The 21,357-nt window shown below is 59.4% G+C and carries 22 protein-coding genes; 8 read left to right on the forward strand and 14 right to left on the reverse strand.

Annotated elements, in window-relative coordinates; genetic code table 11:
* Positions 1 to 69 precede the first annotated feature (69 nt).
* Genes zwf through AC22G1_RS09125 form a run of 4 tightly spaced genes read left to right on the forward strand, consistent with a single transcriptional unit; the run spans position 70 to position 4,677 of the window.
* Positions 70 to 1,518 (forward strand): glucose-6-phosphate dehydrogenase, encoded by a 1,449-nt coding sequence (gene zwf / locus AC22G1_RS09110; protein ID WP_487316478.1) that lies wholly within the window; start codon positions 70 to 72, stop codon positions 1,516 to 1,518.
* Positions 1,518 to 2,222, forward strand: a complete 705-nt coding sequence (gene pgl / locus AC22G1_RS09115) for a 6-phosphogluconolactonase (protein ID WP_487316479.1) — start codon at positions 1,518 to 1,520, stop codon at positions 2,220 to 2,222. The genes zwf and pgl overlap by 1 nt, the downstream gene beginning before the upstream one ends.
* Positions 2,219 to 4,048: a phosphogluconate dehydratase gene (gene edd / locus AC22G1_RS09120; protein ID WP_487316480.1), complete on the forward strand. Its 1,830-nt coding sequence runs from the start codon at positions 2,219 to 2,221 to the stop codon at positions 4,046 to 4,048. The genes pgl and edd overlap by 4 nt, the downstream gene beginning before the upstream one ends.
* On the forward strand, positions 4,045 to 4,677 hold the full coding sequence (locus tag AC22G1_RS09125; protein ID WP_487316481.1) for a bifunctional 4-hydroxy-2-oxoglutarate aldolase/2-dehydro-3-deoxy-phosphogluconate aldolase: 633 nt from the start codon (positions 4,045 to 4,047) through the stop codon (positions 4,675 to 4,677). Before edd ends, AC22G1_RS09125 begins: the two co-directional genes overlap by 4 nt.
* A gap of 95 nt (positions 4,678 to 4,772) precedes the next feature.
* Here the strand turns inward: AC22G1_RS09125 and AC22G1_RS09130 are convergent, their stop codons facing one another.
* The 4 genes from AC22G1_RS09130 to AC22G1_RS09145 are packed head-to-tail and all read right to left on the reverse strand — an operon-like array spanning position 4,773 to position 8,558.
* The gene (locus tag AC22G1_RS09130) at positions 4,773 to 6,011 is read right to left on the reverse strand and encodes an ABC transporter permease (protein ID WP_487316482.1); all 1,239 of its coding nucleotides are present in this window, start codon (positions 6,009 to 6,011) and stop codon (positions 4,773 to 4,775) included.
* Complete coding sequence (locus AC22G1_RS09135; protein ID WP_050658019.1) at positions 6,004 to 6,711, reverse strand: ABC transporter ATP-binding protein; 708 nt, start codon at positions 6,709 to 6,711, stop codon at positions 6,004 to 6,006. Before AC22G1_RS09135 ends, AC22G1_RS09130 begins: the two co-directional genes overlap by 8 nt.
* Entirely contained in the window at positions 6,704 to 7,849 is a 1,146-nt protein-coding gene (locus AC22G1_RS09140; protein WP_487316483.1) for an efflux RND transporter periplasmic adaptor subunit, read from the reverse strand. Before AC22G1_RS09140 ends, AC22G1_RS09135 begins: the two co-directional genes overlap by 8 nt.
* A gap of 4 nt (positions 7,850 to 7,853) precedes the next feature.
* Positions 7,854 to 8,558, reverse strand: a complete 705-nt coding sequence (locus AC22G1_RS09145) for a YIP1 family protein (protein ID WP_487316484.1) — start codon at positions 8,556 to 8,558, stop codon at positions 7,854 to 7,856.
* Positions 8,559 to 8,739: 181 nt separating this feature from the next.
* Between AC22G1_RS09145 and AC22G1_RS09150 the strand changes: the two genes are divergently transcribed.
* Positions 8,740 to 9,519 (forward strand): ABC transporter ATP-binding protein, encoded by a 780-nt coding sequence (locus AC22G1_RS09150; protein WP_487316485.1) that lies wholly within the window; start codon positions 8,740 to 8,742, stop codon positions 9,517 to 9,519.
* Positions 9,519 to 10,703, forward strand: coding sequence for an ABC transporter permease (locus tag AC22G1_RS09155; protein ID WP_487316486.1), 1,185 nt, complete (start codon positions 9,519 to 9,521; stop codon positions 10,701 to 10,703). The genes AC22G1_RS09150 and AC22G1_RS09155 overlap by 1 nt, the downstream gene beginning before the upstream one ends.
* Positions 10,704 to 10,815: 112 nt before the next feature.
* Here AC22G1_RS09155 and AC22G1_RS09160 read toward each other — a convergent pair whose 3' ends face one another.
* From AC22G1_RS09160 to AC22G1_RS09170, 3 genes are all read right to left on the reverse strand, one after another.
* Entirely contained in the window at positions 10,816 to 11,061 is a 246-nt protein-coding gene (locus tag AC22G1_RS09160) for a hypothetical protein (protein ID WP_487316487.1), read from the reverse strand.
* A 95-nt stretch (positions 11,062 to 11,156) separates the two neighbouring features.
* Positions 11,157 to 12,497: a sodium-dependent transporter gene (locus AC22G1_RS09165; protein ID WP_487316488.1), complete on the reverse strand. Its 1,341-nt coding sequence runs from the start codon at positions 12,495 to 12,497 to the stop codon at positions 11,157 to 11,159.
* Complete coding sequence (locus AC22G1_RS09170) at positions 12,494 to 13,816, reverse strand: sodium-dependent transporter (protein ID WP_487316489.1); 1,323 nt, start codon at positions 13,814 to 13,816, stop codon at positions 12,494 to 12,496. Before AC22G1_RS09170 ends, AC22G1_RS09165 begins: the two co-directional genes overlap by 4 nt.
* A 173-nt stretch (positions 13,817 to 13,989) precedes the next feature.
* On the opposite strand from AC22G1_RS09170, the gene AC22G1_RS09175 reads away from it, so the two are divergent.
* Positions 13,990 to 14,592, forward strand: a complete 603-nt coding sequence (locus AC22G1_RS09175; RefSeq protein WP_487316490.1) for an FMN-dependent NADH-azoreductase — start codon at positions 13,990 to 13,992, stop codon at positions 14,590 to 14,592.
* A gap of 46 nt (positions 14,593 to 14,638) precedes the next feature.
* Here AC22G1_RS09175 and AC22G1_RS09180 read toward each other — a convergent pair whose 3' ends face one another.
* From AC22G1_RS09180 to AC22G1_RS09205, 6 genes are all read right to left on the reverse strand, one after another.
* Entirely contained in the window at positions 14,639 to 15,298 is a 660-nt protein-coding gene (locus tag AC22G1_RS09180; protein WP_487316491.1) for a ChrR family anti-sigma-E factor, read from the reverse strand.
* On the reverse strand, positions 15,288 to 15,839 hold the full coding sequence (locus tag AC22G1_RS09185; protein ID WP_487316492.1) for a sigma-70 family RNA polymerase sigma factor: 552 nt from the start codon (positions 15,837 to 15,839) through the stop codon (positions 15,288 to 15,290). The genes AC22G1_RS09180 and AC22G1_RS09185 overlap by 11 nt, the downstream gene beginning before the upstream one ends.
* A gap of 110 nt (positions 15,840 to 15,949) precedes the next feature.
* Positions 15,950 to 17,167, reverse strand: coding sequence for an FAD-binding domain-containing protein (locus tag AC22G1_RS09190; RefSeq protein WP_487316493.1), 1,218 nt, complete (start codon positions 17,165 to 17,167; stop codon positions 15,950 to 15,952).
* Complete coding sequence (locus tag AC22G1_RS09195; RefSeq protein WP_487316494.1) at positions 17,149 to 17,301, reverse strand: DUF2256 domain-containing protein; 153 nt, start codon at positions 17,299 to 17,301, stop codon at positions 17,149 to 17,151. The genes AC22G1_RS09190 and AC22G1_RS09195 overlap by 19 nt, the downstream gene beginning before the upstream one ends.
* A complete protein-coding gene (locus AC22G1_RS09200) occupies positions 17,271 to 18,788 on the reverse strand; it encodes a cryptochrome/photolyase family protein (RefSeq protein ID WP_487316495.1) in 1,518 nt (505 codons plus the stop codon). Before AC22G1_RS09200 ends, AC22G1_RS09195 begins: the two co-directional genes overlap by 31 nt.
* Positions 18,789 to 18,820: 32 nt before the next feature.
* Positions 18,821 to 19,357 (reverse strand): glutathione peroxidase, encoded by a 537-nt coding sequence (locus AC22G1_RS09205; RefSeq protein ID WP_487316496.1) that lies wholly within the window; start codon positions 19,355 to 19,357, stop codon positions 18,821 to 18,823.
* Positions 19,358 to 19,423: 66 nt separating this feature from the next.
* Here AC22G1_RS09205 and AC22G1_RS09210 point away from each other — a divergent pair, with 66 nt between their 5' ends.
* Entirely contained in the window at positions 19,424 to 20,149 is a 726-nt protein-coding gene (locus AC22G1_RS09210; protein ID WP_487316497.1) for an SDR family NAD(P)-dependent oxidoreductase, read from the forward strand.
* A 292-nt stretch (positions 20,150 to 20,441) separates the two neighbouring features.
* Here AC22G1_RS09210 and AC22G1_RS09215 read toward each other — a convergent pair whose 3' ends face one another.
* On the reverse strand, positions 20,442 to 21,299 hold the full coding sequence (locus tag AC22G1_RS09215; RefSeq protein WP_487316498.1) for a dihydrodipicolinate synthase family protein: 858 nt from the start codon (positions 21,297 to 21,299) through the stop codon (positions 20,442 to 20,444).
* Between the last annotated feature and the right edge of the window lie 58 nt (positions 21,300 to 21,357).

Here is a 21,357-nt window from a genome sequence, read left to right on the forward strand (position 1 = left end):
AAGACAGGGCGAATGGCGCTTATAATGTAGTTAAATTACAACCTTATTGATCAGCGGAAGGAAGCACGCATGAAACGGGATCACGCCATAGGCCCGTGCGATCTGGTGTTGTTCGGTGTGAAAGGGGACCTGGCAAGGCGTAAGCTGCTGCCGGCGCTCTATCAGTTGGACAAAGCCGGCCTGCTGCACGCCGACAGTCGTATCATCGGTGTCGCCCGACACGAGGCCGACCTCATTGAGAAGACCCTCGATACGTTCCTCAAAGAGCCTGCCGACCCGGCAGTGCTGGCAAGATTCAAAGCCCGCCTGGGCCATGTCACCCTCGACTTTGCCGACACCGACGCCTACCAGGCCATAGGTGAAGCGGTTAACCCCGACACCCCCGAAGTTTATTACTTCGCCACTCCCCCTTCTTTATATGGCGACATCTGCCAGGGGTTGTCTGCTGCCGGGCTTATCCGCGACAACAGCCGGGTGATCATGGAAAAACCCATCGGTCACGACCTCGCCTCCAGTCAGGTGATCAACGATAAGGTCGACGCCCACTTTGCCGAGCGCCAGATCTACCGTATCGACCACTACCTGGGTAAGGAAACGGTTCAAAACCTGCTGGCGCTGCGCTTTGCCAACGCCATCTTCGCCAACAACTGGGATTACACCTGCATCGACCACGTGCAGATCACCGTGGCCGAAGAGGTGGGTATCGAAGGGCGCTGGAGCTACTTCGACAAAGCCGGGCAGATGCGCGACATGGTGCAAAACCACCTGTTGCAGGTGCTGAGCCTGATTGCCATGGAGCCGCCGGTGAGCCTGGATGCCGATGCCATCCGAGACGAAAAGCTCAAGGTACTCAAGGCCCTTCGTCCCATTACCAGCAGCAACATCAATGATGTGGCGGTACGCGGCCAGTACACGGCCGGTTTCTTGCGCGGTAAGGCGGTGCCCGGCTACGCCGAGGAAGAAGACGCCAACACTGGCTCGAACACCGAAACCTTTGTGGCGGTGCGGGTGGATATCGACAACTGGCGCTGGGCCGGTGTGCCTTTTTACCTGCGTACCGGTAAAAGGATGCCGTCCAAGACCACCGAGGTGGTGATCAACTTCAAGGCGCTGCCCCACAACATCTTTGCCAAGTCTCAGCAGCAGTTGCAGAGCAACAAGCTCATTATCCGCCTGCAACCCCACGAAGGGGTTGAGCTGCAGGTGCTGAACAAGGTGCCGGGGCTTGAGTCCAACATGCGCCTGCAAAGCACCACCCTGGACTTGTCCTTCTTCGACGCCTTCAAAGACGAGCGCATTGCCGACGCCTACGAGCGTCTGCTGCTGGAAGCCATGATGGGCAACCAGGCGCTTTTTGTGCGCCGCGACGAAGTGGAAGCGGCCTGGAAGTGGGTTGACTCCATCCTGACCTCCTGGGAGCTAAGCGGCGACAAGCCCAAGAGCTACCAGGCTGGCAGTTGGGGCCCGGTGGCCTCCATCGCGCTCATTACCCGCGACGGCCGCAGCTGGGAGGAATGATGAAACTGACAGTAGAAAAGCGCTTTAACGACCGCGCCCTGCTGGCAGAGCAGCTGGCCACCAAAGTGGCCGGCCAGCTGCAAGAAGCCATCGACGCCAGGGGTAAAGCCTCCCTGGTGGTCTCTGGCGGCCGCACGCCGCTGGCGTTTTTCCTCGCCCTGTCGCGCCAGCCCATCACCTGGTCCAAGGTGCTGGTGACTCTGGCTGACGAGCGCTGGGTGGACGTAGAAGACGCAGCCTCCAACGCCGCCCTGGTGCGTGACAACCTCTTGCAAGGCCGCGCTGCCAGTGCCCGCTTTGTGGGCCTTAAAACCCCCCATGCCACGGTGGAAGCGGGCTTGGCCCTTGCCACCGACTGGCTGGGCGCGCTGCCCAAACCCCTTGATGTGGTGATCCTTGGCATGGGCAACGACGGCCATACCGCCTCGCTGTTCCCCGATTGCCCGAACCTCAAGCATGGCCTTGAGACCCGCGACACATTGATTGCCGCCCATCCTGCCAGCCAGCCGCTGGCGCGCATCTCCATGAGCCTGGCCACCTTGCTTAACAGCCGTCAGATCTATCTGCACCTGGAAGGCAAGGACAAGGCCGAGACCCTGGCCAAGGCCCTGGCGGATACCGACGTTACCGCCATGCCCATTCGCGCCATTGTTGGCCAGAAGCAGACCCCTGTGGATGTGTACCTGTACCAGGAGGAAGCATGAATAAGGTAGTGGCCGAGGTTACGGCCCGTATCGAAGCGCGCTCCAAAGGCGCTCGCGAGCAATACCTCAAGCATATTGCCCAGCAACGGGCCGGCGGCGTGCACCGCTCCAGCCTCTCTTGCGGCAACCTGGCCCACGGCTTTGCCGCCTGCGGCATGGAAGACAAAGACAGCCTCAAGTCTTTTACCAAGGCCAACATTGCCATTGTCTCGGCCTACAACGATATGCTCTCGGCCCACCAGCCCTACGAGACCTACCCGGCGCTGATTAAAAAGGCGCTCCATGAGGTGGGTTCGGTAGCGCAGTTCGCCGGTGGCGTACCGGCCATGTGCGACGGGGTAACCCAGGGCCAGCCGGGCATGGAGCTTTCCCTGCTGTCTCGCGACATCATCGCCATGAGCTCGGCGGTGGCGCTGTCGCACAACATGTTCGACGGCGGCCTGATGCTGGGTATCTGCGATAAAATCGTGCCCGGCCTTTTGATCGCCTCTGCCACCTTTGGCCACCTGCCGTTCGTATTTGTACCGGCCGGGCCCATGCCGTCTGGCATGCCAAACAAAGAAAAGGCCCGTATCCGTGAAGCCTATGCCCAGGGCCAGGTTGACCGTAACGAGCTGCTGCGCGCCGAGAGCGAGTCGTATCACAGCGCCGGTACCTGCACCTTCTACGGCACTGCCAACTCCAACCAGCTGATGGTGGAAGTGATGGGCATGCAGCTGCCGGGCTCTTCCTTTGTGAACCCCAACACCAAGCTGCGTGACGCCCTGACCGAAGCGGCCGCCAAACAGGTGGCGCGCTTGAGCGAGATGTCCGGCAACTACACCCCCTTTAGCGAGATTTTGACCGCCAAGACCCTGGTTAACGCCATGGTGGCGCTGCTGGCCACCGGCGGCTCTACCAACCACACCATGCACTTGGTGGCGGTGGGCCGCGCCGCTGGCATCACCATCAACTGGGACGACTTTGACCAGCTCTCCAAAGTGGTGCCGCTGCTGACCCGTATCTACCCCAACGGCCAAGCCGACATCAACCACTTCCAGGCTGCCGGCGGTATGGGCTACCTCATTAAAGCGCTGCGTAAACTGGGCCTTTTGAACGAAGACGTCAAAACCATCGTCGGCACCGGCCTTGACCAATACGAACTGGAGCCCTGGCTTAACGAAGGCAAGCTCGAATGGCGCGCCTGCCCCGAGAAGAGCCTTGATACCAGCGTGCTGGCCGACCCTGAAGCGCCCTTTAGCCCCGAAGGTGGCCTCAAGGTACTACACGGCAACCTCGGCCGCGGCGTGATTAAGGTCTCGGCGGTGCCGAGCGCCAATACCGTAATTGAGGCGCCAGCGGTGGTCTTTTCTGACCAGCACCAGTTGGACGCCGCCTTCAAAGCCGGCGACCTCAACCGCGACTGCGTCGTGGTGGTGCGTTTCCAGGGCCCCAAAGCCAACGGCATGCCGGAGCTGCACAAGCTCACTCCGCCGCTGGGCGTGCTTCAGGAAAAAGGCTACAAGGTGGCGCTGGTGACCGACGGGCGTATGTCTGGCGCCTCCGGTAAGGTACCGGCCGCCATTCACCTGACTCCCGAAGCCCTGGACAACCCGGTGCTGACCAAGGTCCAAGACGGCGACATCATTCGCCTCGACAGCCACAGCGGCGAGCTGACGCTGCTGGTTGACGAGGCCGAACTTGCCAAGCGCGAGAGCGCCAAGGCCGACTTGCTGCCCAACAGCATCGGCATGGGCCGCGGCCTCTTTATGAACCTGCGCCCGCAACTGTGCGGCGCCGAGCAGGGCGCTACCTTGTTCCGCTTCCCCCATGAGGACAACCAATGACCTGGAAACTTGCCCCCAAAGACGTGCTCACTGCCAGCCCGGTAATGCCGGTACTGGTGATAGAGAAGCTTGAGCACGCCGTGCCCCTGGCCAAAGCGCTGGTGGCCGGCGGGATCAGGGTTCTGGAAGTCACCCTGCGTAGCGACTGCGCCCTCGATGCCATCCGCCTTATCGCCCAAGACGTACCCGACGCCCTGGTGGGCGCCGGTACCGTGCTGAACGGCGAAGACTACGAAGCAGCCATCGAAGCCGGCGCCAAGTTTGTGATAAGCCCTGGCATGACCCCTTCGTTGGTTCAAGCGGCCCTCAAAGGCCCGGCGCCGCTTATTCCCGGCGTCAGCACCCTGTCTGAGGTGATGGAAGGCATGGACTTGGGCCTTGGCTACTTCAAGTTCTTCCCCGCCGAAGCTAGCGGCGGCGCGCCTGCCCTTAAAGCCATGGGCGGCCCCATTCCGCAGGTGAAATTCTGCCCCACCGGCGGTATCAGCGAGAAGAACGCCGCCAGCTACCTTGGCCTGCCCAACGTATTGTGCGTAGGCGGCAGCTGGCTGGCGCCCAAGGAGCTGATTGAAGCGGGCGACTGGGATGGCATTACCGCCATCGCCAAAGCGGCCTCAAGCCTGAAATAAAAAAGCGCCGAAAGGCGCTTTTTTATTGTCTTGGCTTTGAAAGCCAGTTGCTTTTGGTTTGAGCAAGCGGCGAATAAAGGCTCCCAGGGGAGCCTTTATTCATATCGGAGGGCGTCTATGGGGTGCAGGTTGGCGGCCTTGATGGCTGGCAGGATACCAAAGAGCACCCCTACAAATACCGAAAACCCCAGCGACAGTGCGATGGCCCACAACGGCACGGTGGCCGCCGGAATGCCGGGGATCACCGCCGTTACTCCCAAGGCCAGGCCATAACCCAGGGCCAGGCCTATTACCCCACCCAACAGGCACAGCAGCACCGCCTCGGCCAAAAACTGCCAGAGGATATGGGCGCGGGTGGCGCCAAGGGCTTTTAAGATGCCAATCTCGCGGGTGCGCTCGGTCACCGACACCAGCATGATGTTCATGATGCCGATGCCGCCCACCAGCAATGACACCCCCACCACGCCGGCGGCTACCCAGGTGGTGCCATTGGTGATGGCGCCGATGCGGTCTTGCAGCTGCTTGGCGGTTTCCAGCTTGAAGTCGTCAGGGGCGGTGCCGGTTAGCTTGTGGTTGCGCCTAAGCAAGCGAGTGAGCTGGGCGGTGACCTTATCCTCCTGGGAAGGGTTATCCACCGCCATGGAGATGGTGAGGTTGGGGGTGGAGACAAAGCCTTGCAGGGCCCGGGCGGTGGAGTAGGGGATGAATATCTGGTCATCCTGATCAAAGCCAAAGAAGCGGCCCCGTTCTTCCAGCACGCCGATGACTTTGAACCACTCTTGGCCCAGCTGCAGGTACTGGCCTATGGGGTCGCCCGTTATCTTGAGGTTACTGACCACGGTTTTACCCAGCACCACCACCCGGCGTCGGTATTGCTCGTCACTTTTGGAGAAAAAACGGCCCTTGTCGGTGTAGACGCCGTTTAGCTCCTGGTAGCTGTAACCTACTCCAAAGGCCATAGAGGTGGTCTTGCGGCCCTGGTAGCTCAGCAGCCCCAAGTTGCCCGACAGCGGCGTTGTGACAGTGACGCTGGACACCCCGGAGACACTGTTGCGGATAGACTCCACATCGGTCTCGGTGAGCTTGGCAAAGTTACCGGCAAGCTGCTCCTTAAGGGGGGTGTCGGCCCGCACCGACAGCACGTTGCTGCCAAGGCCGGAAAGTTGTTTGTCGATACTGGCGGTAAGCCCCTGGAGCACCGCCACCACAGCTATGACCGAGGCAATGCCAATAACAATACCCAAGGTGGTGAGCACCGAGCGCATGCCGTGGGCGCGAATGGCGTTAACGGCGGCGCGCAGGCTCTCATAAGCGGTAGCACTGAGATTAGACAAGGCGCGATCCCTCCCCATCCACCAGAGAATCGCTGGTGATCAGGCCGTCCATAACCCGCACCACCCGCTGGCAGTGGTTGGCGATATCCTGCTCGTGGGTCACGATAACAATGGTTTGGCCCTCGCCGTGCAGCTCGTCAAACAGCGCCATGATGTCGCGGGTGGTTTGCGAGTCGAGGTTCCCGGTGGGTTCGTCGGCCAGCAAAATGGCGGGCCGGGTCACCAGGGCCCTGGCAATGGCTACCCGCTGGCGCTGGCCACCGGATAACTGATTGGGTCGGTGCTTGGCTTTGTCGCCAAGGCCCACCTTGTTGAGGGCGTCCATGGCCTTTTGGTGGCGCTCTTTAAGGCTAAGGCCCCGGTACACCAGCGGCTGGGCCACGTTATCTAAGGCACTGGCCCGGGGTAGCAGGTTAAAGCTTTGAAAGATAAAGCCTATTTGCTGGTTTCGCACCTGGGCCAGGCGGCTTTGCGGCAGCCCGGCTACGTCTTCTCCCCCCAGCCAATACTGGCCGCCGGAGGGAATGTCCAGGCAGCCAAGGATATTGAGCAACGTCGATTTACCCGAGCCTGACGGGCCGATAATGGCCAGGTAGTCGTTCTGGCGCACCGCCATGTCGATGCCCTTTAAGGCCCAGAATAACTCGCCGGCCATATCGAAGGCCTTGGTAATGCCTTCGAGACGAATGACATCAGTCATGGGCGACTATCCTGTCGCCGTCCTTGAGGCTGCGAAGGGCACGGGCCGGGCCTTTGACCACTTTATCGCCGGCCTTAAGGCCGCTGGCTATCATCTGCTGGGTGTCGTCAGACAACCCCAGGGTAACAGCCTGGCGATGGGCGACACCGTCTTTGTCCAGCATCACGAAGGGCTTGTCGTTGTCGTCGTAACGCACCGCTTCAATGGGCACCAGCAGCGCGTTGTCGGCGGTTTCGGTGTAAATCTCGGCGCGGCAGCTCATGCCGGGGCGAATGGCCTTGCCTTTGAGGTCGCTCAGCAAAATCTTCACGGTAAAGCTCATGCCCTGGCGGCCCACGGCCTGGCGAGCAGTGGTGGCGATAGACTCGACTTTGCCGGTAAGCGGGGTGTCGGGGAAGGCCACGGCAAAGATGTCGGCGCTCTGGCCCACCTTAACCCCGGCGATATCGGCTTCGTCCACTTCCACCTCGGTGAGGATGGCGGAGGTGTCGGCCAGGGTCATCAGGCTGGAGCCCACGATATTGGTGGTGCCGGGGATAACGGTTTCCCCTTCCTTGATGTCCACCGCCGTCACCACCCCGTTCATGGGGGCGTAGAAGCGGGTCTTGGCCAGCAATTCCTTGACCCGGTTAAGGTCGGCCTCGGCTTGCTTGAGGGCCTGCTCGCGGGTTTGCAGGTCAATCTCGGCAAGGGTGAGGTCCGATTTGGCGGTCTCAAAGGAGTCGGTGTCTAATAGGCCTTTGGCGTGCAGGGCCACCTTGCGGGCCACTTGGGCGCGCAGGGTTTGCAGGTAGCTTTTTTGGCGCTCAATGGCGATACGGCTCTGGCTGACATAGGCGCTTTGGGCGTCTACCTGAGCCTGGTAGGTTTGAGGGTCGAGCTGAATAAGCAGCTGGCCTTTTTTGACGGTATCGCCTTCTTCGACGTACACGTGCTGCACCATGGCCGAGACTTCCGAGCGCAGCTGCACCTGTTCGCGATAGGCAAGCTTGCCTGAGGCCAGCACCGAGCGTTTCAGCTCGCCGATGGTGGCGCTTGCTACATCCGCCTTGATGCCAGCAGGGCCGGAGTTGACCTTGATAACCACAATCAAGCCCAGTACCACCAGGATCGCCAGGCCAATCAGGATACGACGCATCGGCTCAGCCTTTGGTAAAGAAGATTAAGACGGCCAGAGCGCTGTAAGCCACCACGTAGGGCAGGGTAGCTATCACCCAGGCCCGGGTTTTGTCGATGCGGGTCCAAAGGGTAATGCCAAGGGCCGACAGGAAGATGCCCCAAAAGGTAAAGAGGGTCAGGGTATTGGCAAAGTTGGCCCAGGGGTTAGTGGGCTCAAGGCTTAGCAGTGCGTTGAGGGAGAAGAGGTTGGCATCAGCAAGGGTCGGCAACGGCGTGGAGATGGCCACCACCAAAAACGACACCAGGGACGAGAGCAGCTCCGGGGCACGGGCCCAAACCGCCAGGGCAAACCAGTCGCCAAAGCCATGGGTATTTTCGTCATCCACCTTGGTGGCAAGCATTAGGTAAAGGCCATGAAGGGAAAATATCACCAAAGAGAGAACTATTGTCCCAAGGCTAGAGGTAACCAGTAGAGCATATGGTGTTAGCTGCGCTTCAATGTTCTGGCGCTCGGCCGGGCTTTTGTCGGCCAGGGGGGCCATGAACTGTTCTTTGATGCTGTCAAAGTCGTGGCCCAGGAAATAAAAGGCAAAAAAGGCGATGGGCAAACCGACATACAAAAGGAAGGGGAGGAAGGTCCAGTATTTGCTATGGTTGACGCCGTTAAGAGCGCGGCTTGGCGATACGCAAATATCAATGATGGCCGAAAATGGCGACGAACTTTGCATGAAAAGCCCCTTGTTGTTTTTTGGCCGAGTTCAGGCCGTAAATTTCCACCTGTGGCAAGTTTCCCGGCAGGCTGCAAGTGGTGTCAAGGGCGCGTTTGGCATGTTTACTTTTTGTAACAAACTGGATTGTATGGAAATTAAGCACTGGTAGATGATAGAGAAAAAGCACAGGGGAGTTGCGATGATAAAAGTTACGGGGTTGGCCAAACGTTTCGGGGTGCCGGATCCGAAGAAATTGACCGAAGAAGAAAAAGCCGATCCGCGTTACAAGGGGCGTTTTTTCCACTCGGTGCTCAATGTCGGTTTTGAATGTGAACAAGGCCAGGTACTGGGGCTGCTGGGCCCCAATGGCGCCGGTAAAACCACCACCTTGCGGATGCTGAGCTCCGCCCTTAAACCCGACGCTGGCAGCATTGAAGTCGGTGGTGTCGACGTGGTGAAAGACCCGGCCAGCGCCCGTAAAAAAATCGGTTTTTTATCTGCCAGTACCGGCCTTTACGGGCGCCTCAGCGCCCAGGAAAACGTCGCCTATTTTGGCAAGATGCACGGCCTTGGCCCCGAGCTCTTGGCCGAGCGCATGGAAACGCTCTTTAGCCTTTTGGACATGAAAACCTTTTTGCACCGCCGCGCCGACCAGATGTCGTCTGGCATGAAGCAGCGCACCTCCATAGCCCGGGCGCTGGTGCATAACCCCAGCGTGGTTATTCTCGACGAGCCCACCACCGGGCTCGATATCATGGCCACCGAAACGGTACTGGCGGTGGTGCGGCATTTAAAGGAAACCGGGGTGCCGGTGATTTTCTCAACCCACCATCTGGACGAAGTCTCTGCCCTTTGCGACAGGGTGGTGGTCATCGATAAAGGCCAAACCGTTTTTAACGACAGTTTCAGCGCCTTTGCCCAAGACCAAGGTGATTTACGCCAGGCGCTGCTGGCATTGGTGAAAAAGGATGCCGCCTGATGTGGACGCTGTATAAGAAAGAATTGCTGGAACTGGTGCGGGACAAAAAGACCCTCTTTTTTGCCATCGCTATGCCGCTGCTGATTTTTCCGCTGCTGTTTGGCGGTATCGGCATTATTACCGCCAAGCAAATGCAAAAGGCCGAATCGGAAGAATTAAAGGTGGCCATTACCCGGCCGCTGCCGATGGTGACCGACGCCATCCGTAACGCCAGCCACCTGCAACTGGTGACCGACGCGCCCCTTAGCGATATCAGGGCCGTTATTCGTAGCGGCAAGGTGGATGTGGTTATCAAGGTGCCAGACGATTTTGATGGCAAGGCACTCAAGCAAAGCCAGTGGCAGGTCTATTTTAACGATGCCTCGGCGCTTGGGGCGGTGATGAACCGTATCGGCACCGCTTTGGAGCCGGTAGAAAACCGCCTTCGCCAGCAATACAGTGACGCGGCCGGTATCGACGAAACCGTGCGCCTGGCGCTTGGTGAGCCCATTGATTTGCAAAAGGTGTCGGTGGCGGACAAACGCGAGTCCATCGGTGAGCGCATCGGCGGCTTCTTGCCCTACATCCTCTTTTTTACCTGCCTGATGGGAGCCATGATGCCGGCCATCGACTTGGGCGCCGGTGAAAAGGAGCGGGGCACCCTGGAAACCTTGTTGCTCTCGCCGGTGCCGCGCACCCAACTGGTGCTGGGTAAATTTCTGGTGGTGTTTACCACCGCCGTGCTGGCGTCATTGCTCTCGGTGTTCAGCTTTGGCTTTTGGGGCATGCTTATCGGCCAGCATTTCGCGGTAGACGCCATCATCAAGGTGTTTGCCACCATCGGCGTACGCGACATGCTGCTGGTGCTTTTGATGCTGGTGCCCATCGCCGCCATTTTCGCCTCGGCCATGTTGTCGCTGTCGGTCTATGCCCGCAGCTATAAAGAGGCCCAAAACTACATGGGCATGCTCAATATCCCCCTTATCATGCCCATTGTGCTGGCCATGCTGCCGGGTATCAGCCTTGATGCCCAGTGGGCGCTGGTGCCCATCACCAACGTGGCGCTGGCCATCAAGGAGATCTTAAAAGGCACCGTCGATTACGGCCTGCTGGGGCTTATTCTGCTCTCAACGGCGGTGATAGCGGCGCTGCTGATAAGCTTTTGCGTCTATTGCTTTCGGCAAGAAAAGGTACTGTTTCGCTGACAAAAAGGGCGCCTGCGGCGCCCTTTTTTATGGCCTTAACTTTGGTGCGCTTGGTTGAGATCGGATGCCAGCCCCATATCACCCCCCCACGCCCATCATCCATGCTGATGTATCAATGTGATTCGGTAGTAGTGCCGTCTTTGGCCGGCAAGGGCTTTTGGCCGAGCTTGTCGAGGGCGGCCTTTTGGGATTCGAGGTTGAATTTGTCCACCAGCGCCTGCATTTGCAGGTCGAGGTTTTCCTGGGTGAGGCTACGTACCTGATGGAGCTGAATAAGGTTAAAGGCGACTGAGGCAATAAAGAGCAGCGCGATAACCACCATGGCATCAAGGTGCAGGGTAAATTTTCGTTTGAGCATATTGGCGCTTGGCAAGCTGACGTGGGCACACCTTAGCAACGCCCCAAGGCGCTGCCAACAAGGTTAATAAAAAGCCCGGCGAGCTGGGCTTTTTTTCAGCGAAAACTCTGGGCCAACAAGGCGGCAATAAGCAGCGGGCACACCCATTTGACGTACCAGCGCCAGAACCGCAAGACGCCGCTCGAAGCCAGGGTGGAAGAGCCTTCGGCCAGGGCCTCAAGGCAGCGGTGGCGGTGCCACACCCAGCCGGTAAAGACGCACAGCAGCAGCCCCACAAAAGGCTGCAGGTACTGGGTGGAGACGCTTATCACCAACCCGAACAAGCGGTCGAACTGCCAGAGGATAGCCAGCGCCAGCAGGCTCACGCCGGCGCCGATAAGCCAGGTGGCCTGGGCGCGGCTAAGGCGGGTTTCTTCAGCCACAAAGCTGACCGGCAGCTCCAAAATGTTGATGGACGAGGTAATGGCGGCGATGCCCATCAGCAAAAAGAACGCCAGTGCTACCCAAGGGCCCAGGGCGCCGAGCTTGGCAAAGAGCGCCGGCAGTAAATCAAACACCAGGGTGGATGACGACACCAGGTTGCCGTCGCTGCCGTGAATTTGCACCCCAAGGTTTTGCGCTGCGTACATGGCCGGCAGAATCAGCAGCCCTGCCAAAAACGCCACGCTGGTATCCACCAGGGTGACCGACAGTGCCAGCTTGGGCAGGTTGGAGTCGGCCTTGAGGTAAGAGCCGTACACCATCATTGCCCCCACCCCGAGCCCAAGGGAGAAAAACGCCTGGCCGGTGGCCGAGAGCAGCAGCGCCGGGTCGCCAAGGGCGCTCAGATCTGGCGTTAAGTAACGAGCCAGGCCTTCAGCGGCGCCCTCGCGGGTGAGCATAAAGCCAATCAGCGCCAGCAGCAGTGCAAACAGCATCGGCATCAGCCGCTTTGACCAGTTCTCCAGCCCCTGGCTGACACCACGGCTCACCACAAAGGCGGTCATGGCCATAAACACCAGGGTAAAGAGGGTGTTGCGCACAAAGCCAAAGTGCTCGCTCCACTGGGCTGCGGCATCAAGGCCACCCAAGCGAAGGCCGGCGCCCAAGAGGTAACTCAGTAACCAACCGGCGACAATGGCGTAAAAGCTCAAAATCAAACAGACGGTAAAAATGCCGGCCAGGCCGGTAAAGACCGCCAGTTTCTTTTGGCCAAGGGCCATCAGGGAGCGCACCGAGTTGGCTTGGCCATGGCGGCCTATCAAAAGTTCGGCCACCAGCACCGGGTAGGCGAGGGCAAACACCAATATCAGGTAGACCAGCAAAAAGGCGCCGCCGCCGTGCTGGGCGGCCTGGGTTGGGAAACCCCAGATATTGCCAAGGCCGACGGCCGCGCCGGCGGCGGCCAGTACAAAGCCCAGGCGCGAGCTGAATTGTCCACGGTTTTGGGTTGTCATTGGATACTCTGGACCATCACCAGCAGGATAAGTAAGGGGCAAACCAGTTTGACATAGCCGGGCCAGAGCCTCCAGAACCATGATTTTGCAAAGGTTTCGTCCTCGGCTGCCAGGGCTTTAAGGAGGCTGTCGCGCCGCCATAGCCAGCCGACATAGACGCAGAACACCAGCCCCAGCAGTGGCTGGGCGTATTGGGTGACCACTTTGACCACCAGCGAGAACAGGGTGCCAAACTGCCAGCAAATGAGCGTCATAGCGATAAGCACCAGCCCCAGCACCCAGGCGCTGGCAACTCGGCGGCCACTGCCGGTGCGGGCCACCAAAGACGCGGTGGGCACTTCCAGCATCGACAAGGTTGAGGTCAGGGCCGCCACCGCCAGCAACAGGAAAAAGCCAAAGGACAGCACCAGGCCAGCGCTGCCCATGGTGGCAAACAGCCGGGGGAAGAGGTCGAACACCAGGGTGTCTGAGGAAATAAGCTGGCCTTGGGCATCGAGGATGGCAAGGCCCTGGGCTTTGGCCACATAGAGAGTTGGGATCACCAACAGCCCCGCCAAAAAGGCGATGCCCGAGTCAATCAAGGTGACTTGCAGGCCAAGGCGCGGCAAGGAGGCGTCTTTATCGAGATAACTGGCGTACACCATCATCACGCACACCCCGATTGACAGCGAGAAAAACGCTTGGCCGGTGGCGGCCAGCCAGAGGTTGGGTGCCAAGAGCTTTTGCGGGTCTGGGGTGAGGTAGGCACTAAGCCCTTCGCTGCCACCGGGTAGGGTCAGCACGTAACAGGCCAGTGCAATAAGCACCACCAAGAGTGCCGGCATCAACCGTTTGGACCACTTTTCAATCCCTTCTTGCAGGCCGCGCTGCACCACCCACCAAGTAATAAGGCCAAACAGCAGCCCCAGAATGAGGTTACGGCCGAGGCTAAAAGCAGTAAGCCAAGGCCAGCTCACCCCCACCAGCCGCAGCAGGGCATCGCCCATGTAGCCCAGCAGCCAGCCAGCAATGATGAGGTAAAAACTCAAAATGGCGCTCACTGCCAACAGCCCCAGCCAGCCGGTGAGTTTGCCCAGGCCGCCTGCCAGGGAGCCAAGGTCGGCAATGGGCTCTTGGTGGCCACGGCGGCCAATGGCCATTTCCGCCACCAAGGCCGGGTAGGCCAGGGCAAACACCAGCAGCAGGTACAACAGCAAGAAGGCGCCGCCGCCGTGCTGGGCGGCTTGGGTGGGAAAGCCCCAGATGTTACCCAGGCCCACGGCAGAACCGGCCGCAGTCAGTACAAAGCCCAGGCGGCTGGAAAATTGGGTTTTAACCATGTCTTAGCAAAACGTAAAGAAAGGAAGGCGCATCATACCGGCTTGCCGTCGCCAGCGTCTATTGACAAGGTTATCTTTCGATTTATCAGAACGTAGGTTGCGATTTTTAGCAGTATTTATTTGTTTTTTTGTCGGTAGAGTAAGCCTCAACGTTAACCCGCGAGGATCTCCCCATGAAAAAAGTACTGCTTCTGACCAGCTCCATCTTCGGTGACAACGGCAACTCTTCCCAACTGGCCGGTTACTTCAAGGCTGCTGCTGCCGGTAAAGACCTTTCCATCACCGAAAAAGATCTGATAGCGCTTGATCTCCCCCACCTGGCCGCCCCTGAGCTGCTGAGCTGGATGGCTGCCCCTGGCGAGCGCACCGCCGAGCAAGCCGAACTGGCCAAGCTCTCTGACAACCTGATTGAAGAGCTCAAAGCTCACGACGTTGTCGTGCTGGCCGTACCCCTTTACAACCTCGGCATCCCCAGCCAGGTCAAAGCCTACTTTGACCGCCTGGAGCGCGCCGGCGTGACCTTCAAATACACCGAGAATGGCCCGCAAGGCCTTATCGAAGGCAAACAGGCCGTGGTACTGGCTGCCCGTGGCGGCGTGTACGCCGGCAGCGAGTGGGATTCACAAACCCCGCACCTGTCTACCCTGTTCACCCTGATGGGCATCACCGAGCAAAGCTTTGTCTACGCCGAAGGCCTGAACATGGGCGACGAGCCCAAAGCCAAAGCTCTGGCTGAGGCCAAAACCAAAATCGAAGAGATTGTGGCTGCCCTCTAAGGCGCACCATAAGAAAAGCCCGGGCAAGTGCCCGGGCTTTTTTGTGTCAGAAGAAAAGCCGCAATAGCGGGTTGGCAAGGCGCCCCAGGGGCCCGGTGAACACCAGCGGCGCGGTGAGCACCGTCAGGCACAGGCAAGGGGCGTCTTCGGTGTAGGGCTGGTGCTCGTGGTGCTGGTCAAGATGGGTAAAATCCCCCTCCTGATAGCGGCCAGACTCGTCCTTGATATGGCCCGACAGCACCAGGGTCAGCTCTTCGCCGCCGTGGGTGTGCTTGGGAATGCGGGTGTGACTGTCGATATACAAAAAGCTGGCCTTGGCCGCCTTTTCGCCAAGGTCTACATCGGCCGACCAGACTTTCGAGCCCAGGCGGCGCCAGCTGCCCACTTTGCCAGCCAGAGGGCGAAGCGCCCGGGGCAGAGTGAAGGACTCGCCGTTGACGGTAAGGGTCTCGTTTTTTGCCGGCACCGCCACCGGTGCCGGGGCATCATCCAGGCGCAGCAGCAGCGCGTCAAAGAGGCTGTCGTCCAGGGCCATGATCTCACCCAGCTCCTCGCCGGCGGCGTCCTGCTCCAGCTCGTCGCACAGGGCCCGGCAATAGCTGCACGCCTCCACATGGGCGGCCAGGGCCGCGCTGGTGGCCGCAGGCAGCAAGCCTTTGGCATGGGCGGCCAGTAAATCGGGAGCGGGATGGTGCTTAATCTTCACGGTGCAAATGCTCCTTGAGTCGTTCCAGAGCGAGACGGACCCGGGATTTCACGGTACCCAGGGGCACCCCCAATTCAAGGGCGGTTTCCTGCTGGGTTTTGTCTTCCACGTAAATTTTTTCAATAACTTGGCGCTGGGCATCGGGCAATAGCGCCAACAGCGCCCGGGCCTCGTCACCCAAGATTTGCTCGTCAACTGGCACGTCGTCAGCTTCTTGGCTGGCCAGCGGCCAAAGATCGTCGGCCATCAGGGTTTCGGGGCGGGCGGCCTGGCGGCGCATCATGTCAAAACTCTGGTTGCGGGCCACCCGGTAAACCCAAGTGCTCACCGCTGCTTTTTCAGGGTCGTACAGGTGCGATTTGTTCCACACCGTCAGCAACGTTTCCTGCACCAGCTCCAGTGCCAGTTGCTCATTGCCAAATTGCTTGTAACCAAAGGCCTTAAGCCGGGGAGCAAAATAGGTAAACACCCGGCCAAACGCCTTTTTGCAGCGGCCGGAGGCGATTTTTGCAAGATCGTTGGCCAGCTCGTCGCCACTCACGTTGCTATCCCTAGGGTTACCTTGATGCTTGGCAGTATACCTTGCCTGAGACCAAGCCGGGGTGCTCATCGAAATTGCTCCAAAGGGGGCTGATGAGGCTCGATACGTGCTCAGGTGCTGTTTGGATCACTGGCTTTAAAGCCCCAGGAGGCCAAAGAGACTGGCGCCGGATAGCCCTCGGGGCGCTTTGCTTGCAGCCAGGGCAGGTTGTGAATGGTATCTGCCGGTAACAGGCCAAGCTCTGGCAGCCAAGCCTTGATGTAGCTGGCATCCAAGTCGTGCTGGCGGCTTTGCCAGGCCACGTCAAAGTATATGGGCCTGGTGCTGGCGCCAAGGCCGGCAATGTAGGCCCAGTTGCCCCAATTGGCGGCTACGTCGTAGTCCAGCAATTGGCGCTCGAACCAGTCGGCGCCGGCGCGCCAGTCTTGTTTGAGGTCGTGCACCAAAAAGCTCGCCACATTTTGGCGGGCGCGGTTACTGATGTAACCGGTGGCCAGCAGCTCGCGCATGGCCGCGTCCACCAGCGGCAGGCCGGTGTGGCCCTGTTGCCAGGCGAGCAGGCGCTCATCGGTTTGGGTGCTGGCGTGGGGGGCAAAGGCCTTTGCCCCTTGCTGGGCCAGCCAATGCTGGAAGAATTCGCGCCACAGCAGCTCGTCAAGGAGCTTATCGCGGCCCTGGCTGGCCGGGGCGCTGTGCAGGCATTGCCAGACGTGGTCTATGGCCAAAACCCCTTCGCCCAAATACACCGACAGCTGGCTTGAAAAGCTGTTGCCCAAAAGGCCGTTACGGCTCTGGTGGTAGCCTGCCAGCAGCTGGTCGCGAAAATACAGTAGCCGCTCGTTGGCGGCATCTTCACCCGGGTCAAAGCGAAAGGCACCAGAGGGCAGAGTTATGGTCGGCGCCTTAATCGGCGTGGTAGGCGGCAAGGCGTTGAGCCGGCCCATGGAAGGCGCCTTGAGACTTTTTCGAAACTGGCTGAAGCTGCCTTTGGCCTCGCGATGGTCAAACAACCTATTGGCCGGGGCAAGCTCTGCGCCAAGGGCTTTGGCCAGCGCCTTTTCTTCAGGGGCCACCGGGCTTGCCATGCGAAGGGCGCTCAGTTGATGCTCGCGAATAAATGCGGGCAGCGCTTCAGGTTCGAGCACGAAAATATCGCTGCCTCTTGCCCTTAGCGCTTCTTGAATTTTGCAAAGATTGGCTTGCAGCCAGGCGCGGCGCAGGGCGCTAACACGCGTTGGCCAGCACCACAGCAACATCGCCTCACCGATGTTTTCAAATAGCGGGTTGCGGTGCAGCCTGAGCTGGCCGTTTAGCAAGATCCCCTGCATTTTCTACTCCTTCTACAACGCTCGGAGCAGTATTTGACCTGATCCCAGCTGTCTCTGTACTTACGCCGCCACTGAAAAGTCAGGCCACAGACAGGGCAAACCTTTACAGGTCGTTGTTTTCTATGCGCCGCCATTGCCAGGCCACCTGCTGGTTAATGGCATCGAGTTTGGCCTCGTCCCAGCGGTCCAGGGTGCGATACACCATGGCCAGCCGTGGGTTACCGGCAAGGGTGGTGCGGTTACGGGCCAGAAAATGCCAATAGAAGCTGTTGAAGGGACAGGCGTCGGCGCCGGTCAGCTTGTTCACCTTGTAGCGGCAGTGCTGGCAGTAATTGGACATGCGCTGAATGTACTTGCCGGAGGCGGCGTAGGGCTTGGAGGCCAGCAGGCCGCCGTCGGCGTGCATGACCATGCCCAAGGTATTGGGCAGCTCCACCCATTCATAGGCGTCCAAATACACGGCCAGGTACCAATTGCAGATGGCTTCAATGTCCAAACCTGTGATCAAGGCAAAATTTCCGGTGATCATCAGCCGCTGAATGTGGTGGGCGTAACCGTTTTGCAAGGTGTTGCGAAGGGCCTCGCTCATGCAATGCATGCCGGTTTTGCCGCTCCAGTACAGCTCCGGTAGTGGCCGGGTGCTGTTAAGGGCGTTGTGGCTCTTGTAGCCCGGCATCAGGGTCCAATAAAGGCCGCGCACATACTCGCGCCAACCGAGGATCTGGCGCACAAAGCCTTCCACGGCATTGATGGGAGCATGGCCCCGGTAATAGGCCTGGCAGGCCGCCTCGCACACTTCTCGGGGGCTTAATAGGCCCAGGTTGATAAGCGGCGAGAGCCGGGAGTGATAAAGATAATCTTCGCCGCTGGCCATGGCGTCTTGGAAGGTGCCAAAAGCCGGGAGCCGCTGGGTAATAAAATCGTCCAGTTCCTCAAGGGCCTGCTGGCGGGTCACGGCAAACTCAAAGGGCAGCAGCTCACCGATATGGTGGGAAAAACGCGCTTCAACCAGCGCCAGCACCTCCTGGGTAATGGCATCGGGAGCGTAGCGCTTTAAGGGCGGCAGAGCCTGGGGTTGCCAGGCTTCGCGGTTTTGATGGTCAAAATTCCACTGGCCACCCTCAGGCTCGGCGCCAGCCATCAGCAGGCCGGTATTTTTGCGCTGCTGGCGGTAAAAGTGCTCCATGCGCCATTGGCGCCGGCCCTGGCTCCAGCGGGCAAATTCTCTTCGTGATGTGAAAAAGCGGTCGTCCTCAAGGAGGGTTACCCCAATCCCAAGCTCGGTCTGCCAATGCTGCATCTCGGACAGCAGCCGGTATTCGCCGGGCTCGGTAATGAGCACCGCGTCGGCATCATCAAGGTGGCGTTTTACCGCGTCCAGCAGGGTCGATGGGCTTTCTGGCAGCGCGCTGTAAATGACCTTGACGCCTTGCTCGCCAAGGGCCTTAGCAAAGTGGCGCATGGCACTAAACACCAGGGCCAACTTTTTTTTGTGGTGGGGGCTGTAGGTGGCTTCGGCCATGACCTCTGCCATCAAAACGCGGTCCCCTGGCTGGTAGTGGCGAAGGCTTGAGAGGTCGGTACTTAACTGGTCACCCAGGACCAAAATGAGTTTTGCCATCGAAAATTAAAGCGGGCACGGGGCCCGCTTTCCTAAAGTGCCTTTTCGATGGCTGTACGCAGCTCCTCGCTGTCCGGTTTGGTGCGGCTGGAAAAGAGCTCGATAACCTTGCCGTCTTTACCAACCAGATACTTGTAGAAATTCCACTTGGGCGACTGGCCGTCTGCTTCACGGGCCAGAATGCGATAGAGCGGATCGGTCTCGTCCCCTTTGACATGGAGCTTTTCAAACATGGGGAATTTGACCTGGTACTTGGTAAAGCAGATATCGGCGGTGGTTTTTTCGTCGTCCGCTTCCTGGTTGAAGTCGTCAGACGGGAAGCCCAGTACCACCAGGCCTTTGTCCTTGTACTGGCTGTACAGGGCTTCAAGGCCATGGAACTGGGGGGTAAAACCGCAGTAACTGGCGGTATTGACGATGAGCAGTGTCTTACCTTGATACGCCTGGCACAGGTTAACGGTCTGCTCGGAATTGAGCTTGCGCTTGACGAACTTGAGCGCGTCGGGGCAGTCCGCCGCCAGGGCGGGCATGGCCAGCAAGGCTAGGGCGGGGATCAGTTTCTTTAGCATCACATAAGCTCCATTTAAGACTGAGAGTCGTACGACATCAGACCCGGCATCAGATCAGGAGCTTTCATGTTCAGCCATCTTCCGTCTCGCTGCAATGCACTTGTGATAGGCGCCAGTGGCGGTATCGGCGCCGCCCTTTGTGACGAGCTGCAGGCACTGGCGCAAGTTGAGCGCCTGTATGGGGTCAGCCGCCGGGGTCAGGGGCCCGCCACCTTTAATCTCGCCGCCGAGCTTGCCACCGATGAAGGCAGGGCAGAGCTTGCCCGCTGGCTTGCCGGCCAGCCGCTGCACCTAGTTATCAATACTTTGGGGCTATTGCATGGCGAAGGGGTTTGGCCGGAAAAGCGGATAGAGGATGTCAGCGCTGAGGCGCTTTTAAAAAGTGCCCTCATTAACGCCTTTAGCCCGGCCCTTTGCCTGCAGGCCTTGTGGCCCAACTTGGCCTTGGCCAAAAACGCCCTGGTGGGGCATTTGTCGGCAAGGGTTGGGTCTATCTCGGATAATCGCCTTGGCGGCTGGTACAGCTACCGCGCTGCCAAGGCGGCGCAAAATCAGCTTAACCGCACTCTTGCCATCGAACTTGGCCGGCGGCTGCCGGGTGTCTGGCTGCTGACCTTACACCCCGGCACCACCATCAGCGATTTATCCACGCCCTTTCTTGGCAATACCCCCAAGGATAAGCAGTTCAGCCCACAGCGCGCCGCCCGGCAGCTATTGTCGGTGCTGGCCGGAGCCGGGGCCCAGCACCATGGCGGCTTTTGGGCCTGGGACGGCCAACCTATACCTTGGTAGGGGATATCAACAAAATCTGGGGGCAAGGCTGTGGATAACTGCATTTATCCCCAGCCAAGGCCCCTCAACCGGGAAATCTGCTTGGCTGGGTGTTTTTTGCCCAGCAGTTGCCGGGCTGTTAACGCATGTGATGCGCAAACGTTTGAATGGGCGCAAAAAAAAGCCGCCACATGTGAGATTGATCAGGAGGGAGTCTCTGTGGCGGTGTCAAATGACAAATGCTTGCCCCTGCAATAAACGACACTGCCGGCATCCGCCTAAAGTACTAGGTGAAATAAAATTTTTAATTTTTCTAAATGCCTAAAAGCTCCAGGGCGACCAACACCTCTTTTACCTGGCGCACAGCTTCCGGGCTCAGGGGCTGCAGCGGCTGGGGCAGGGTATGGCTAGCAAGGCCCAGTAGCGCAGCGCTGGCTGCCATCACTTTAAGGGAGCCAAAGCGGGTAAAAAGCGCCCAAAGTGGGGCCAGGGTGCTCTGCTGCTTCTGGGCTTTGGCGGCCAGATACAGCGCCCTGCACGCGTCGGGGAAGAGCCCGGCGGCCACTGAATGCCAACTGGTTACCCCGCTGCCAAGGGCCTCTGCCGCGGCCCCATCCCCTGCCACTCCCAAGTTGATGTGAGAGGGAAGCAAGGCGCGCAGCCGCCGGTTATCTGCCGGGGTGAGCCCAGGTAACTTGAAGGCGGCAACCCGGGGAAGTTGCGCCAGGGCCTGGCGCAAGGCATCGCTGAAGGTAAATTGGGTGGTGCGGGGGTTTTCATAAACGCAAAGGGGCAGGTCGCAAGCGGCGCTCAAGCTTTGGTAGAGCCCAAAGACTTCGTCCTCATTCAAGGGCTGGTAAGACACCGGCGCCAGCAGCAAACTGGCGGCGCCTTGGCGCTGGGCCCCTTCGGCCAAACGCAGCACATCGCGGGTAGCCAGGGCGCTTATTCCTACCATCACCGGCACCTGCCCGGCCTGGGCTATCACCCGCTCACTGATGGCAAGGCGCTGGCCAACCTCAAGATAAGGGGCGCAGCCGGTGGAGCCGAGGGCGCCGATGCCATCGACCCCAGCTTCGGTGAGGCGGGCCACCAGCCCATCGAGGGCCTGATAGTCGATGCCGTTACCGGCAAAAGGGGTCAGGGGATAGGCGTAAAGGCCGGCTTTCATCGCTAAAATCCTTGAGTCGAGGCGCTTTGGCAGCGTACTGTCAATAGCGAGATTAACC

It is taken from the genome of Gallaecimonas zhanjiangensis, assembly GCF_057624825.1.

What these genes read in the sequence shown, in the direction of transcription:
- zwf (WP_487316478.1), top strand. Translation starts at nt 70, where the DNA reads ATGAAACGGGATCACGCCATAGGCCCGTGCGATCTGGTGTTGTTCGGT.
- pgl (WP_487316479.1), top strand. Translation starts at nt 1,518, where the DNA reads ATGAAACTGACAGTAGAAAAGCGCTTTAACGACCGCGCCCTGCTGGCA.
- edd (WP_487316480.1), top strand. Translation starts at nt 2,219, where the DNA reads ATGAATAAGGTAGTGGCCGAGGTTACGGCCCGTATCGAAGCGCGCTCC.
- AC22G1_RS09125 (WP_487316481.1), top strand. Translation starts at nt 4,045, where the DNA reads ATGACCTGGAAACTTGCCCCCAAAGACGTGCTCACTGCCAGCCCGGTA.
- AC22G1_RS09135 (WP_050658019.1), bottom strand. Translation starts at nt 6,711, where the DNA reads ATGACTGATGTCATTCGTCTCGAAGGCATTACCAAGGCCTTCGATATG.
- AC22G1_RS09140 (WP_487316483.1), bottom strand. Translation starts at nt 7,849, where the DNA reads ATGCGTCGTATCCTGATTGGCCTGGCGATCCTGGTGGTACTGGGCTTG.
- AC22G1_RS09145 (WP_487316484.1), bottom strand. Translation starts at nt 8,558, where the DNA reads ATGCAAAGTTCGTCGCCATTTTCGGCCATCATTGATATTTGCGTATCG.
- AC22G1_RS09150 (WP_487316485.1), top strand. Translation starts at nt 8,740, where the DNA reads ATGATAAAAGTTACGGGGTTGGCCAAACGTTTCGGGGTGCCGGATCCG.
- AC22G1_RS09155 (WP_487316486.1), top strand. Translation starts at nt 9,519, where the DNA reads ATGTGGACGCTGTATAAGAAAGAATTGCTGGAACTGGTGCGGGACAAA.
- AC22G1_RS09160 (WP_487316487.1), bottom strand. Translation starts at nt 11,061, where the DNA reads ATGCTCAAACGAAAATTTACCCTGCACCTTGATGCCATGGTGGTTATC.
- AC22G1_RS09165 (WP_487316488.1), bottom strand. Translation starts at nt 12,497, where the DNA reads ATGACAACCCAAAACCGTGGACAATTCAGCTCGCGCCTGGGCTTTGTA.
- AC22G1_RS09170 (WP_487316489.1), bottom strand. Translation starts at nt 13,816, where the DNA reads ATGGTTAAAACCCAATTTTCCAGCCGCCTGGGCTTTGTACTGACTGCG.
- AC22G1_RS09175 (WP_487316490.1), top strand. Translation starts at nt 13,990, where the DNA reads ATGAAAAAAGTACTGCTTCTGACCAGCTCCATCTTCGGTGACAACGGC.
- AC22G1_RS09190 (WP_487316493.1), bottom strand. Translation starts at nt 17,167, where the DNA reads ATGCAGGGGATCTTGCTAAACGGCCAGCTCAGGCTGCACCGCAACCCG.
- AC22G1_RS09195 (WP_487316494.1), bottom strand. Translation starts at nt 17,301, where the DNA reads ATGGCGGCGCATAGAAAACAACGACCTGTAAAGGTTTGCCCTGTCTGT.
- AC22G1_RS09200 (WP_487316495.1), bottom strand. Translation starts at nt 18,788, where the DNA reads ATGGCAAAACTCATTTTGGTCCTGGGTGACCAGTTAAGTACCGACCTC.
- AC22G1_RS09205 (WP_487316496.1), bottom strand. Translation starts at nt 19,357, where the DNA reads ATGCTAAAGAAACTGATCCCCGCCCTAGCCTTGCTGGCCATGCCCGCC.
- AC22G1_RS09210 (WP_487316497.1), top strand. Translation starts at nt 19,424, where the DNA reads ATGTTCAGCCATCTTCCGTCTCGCTGCAATGCACTTGTGATAGGCGCC.
- AC22G1_RS09215 (WP_487316498.1), bottom strand. Translation starts at nt 21,299, where the DNA reads ATGAAAGCCGGCCTTTACGCCTATCCCCTGACCCCTTTTGCCGGTAAC.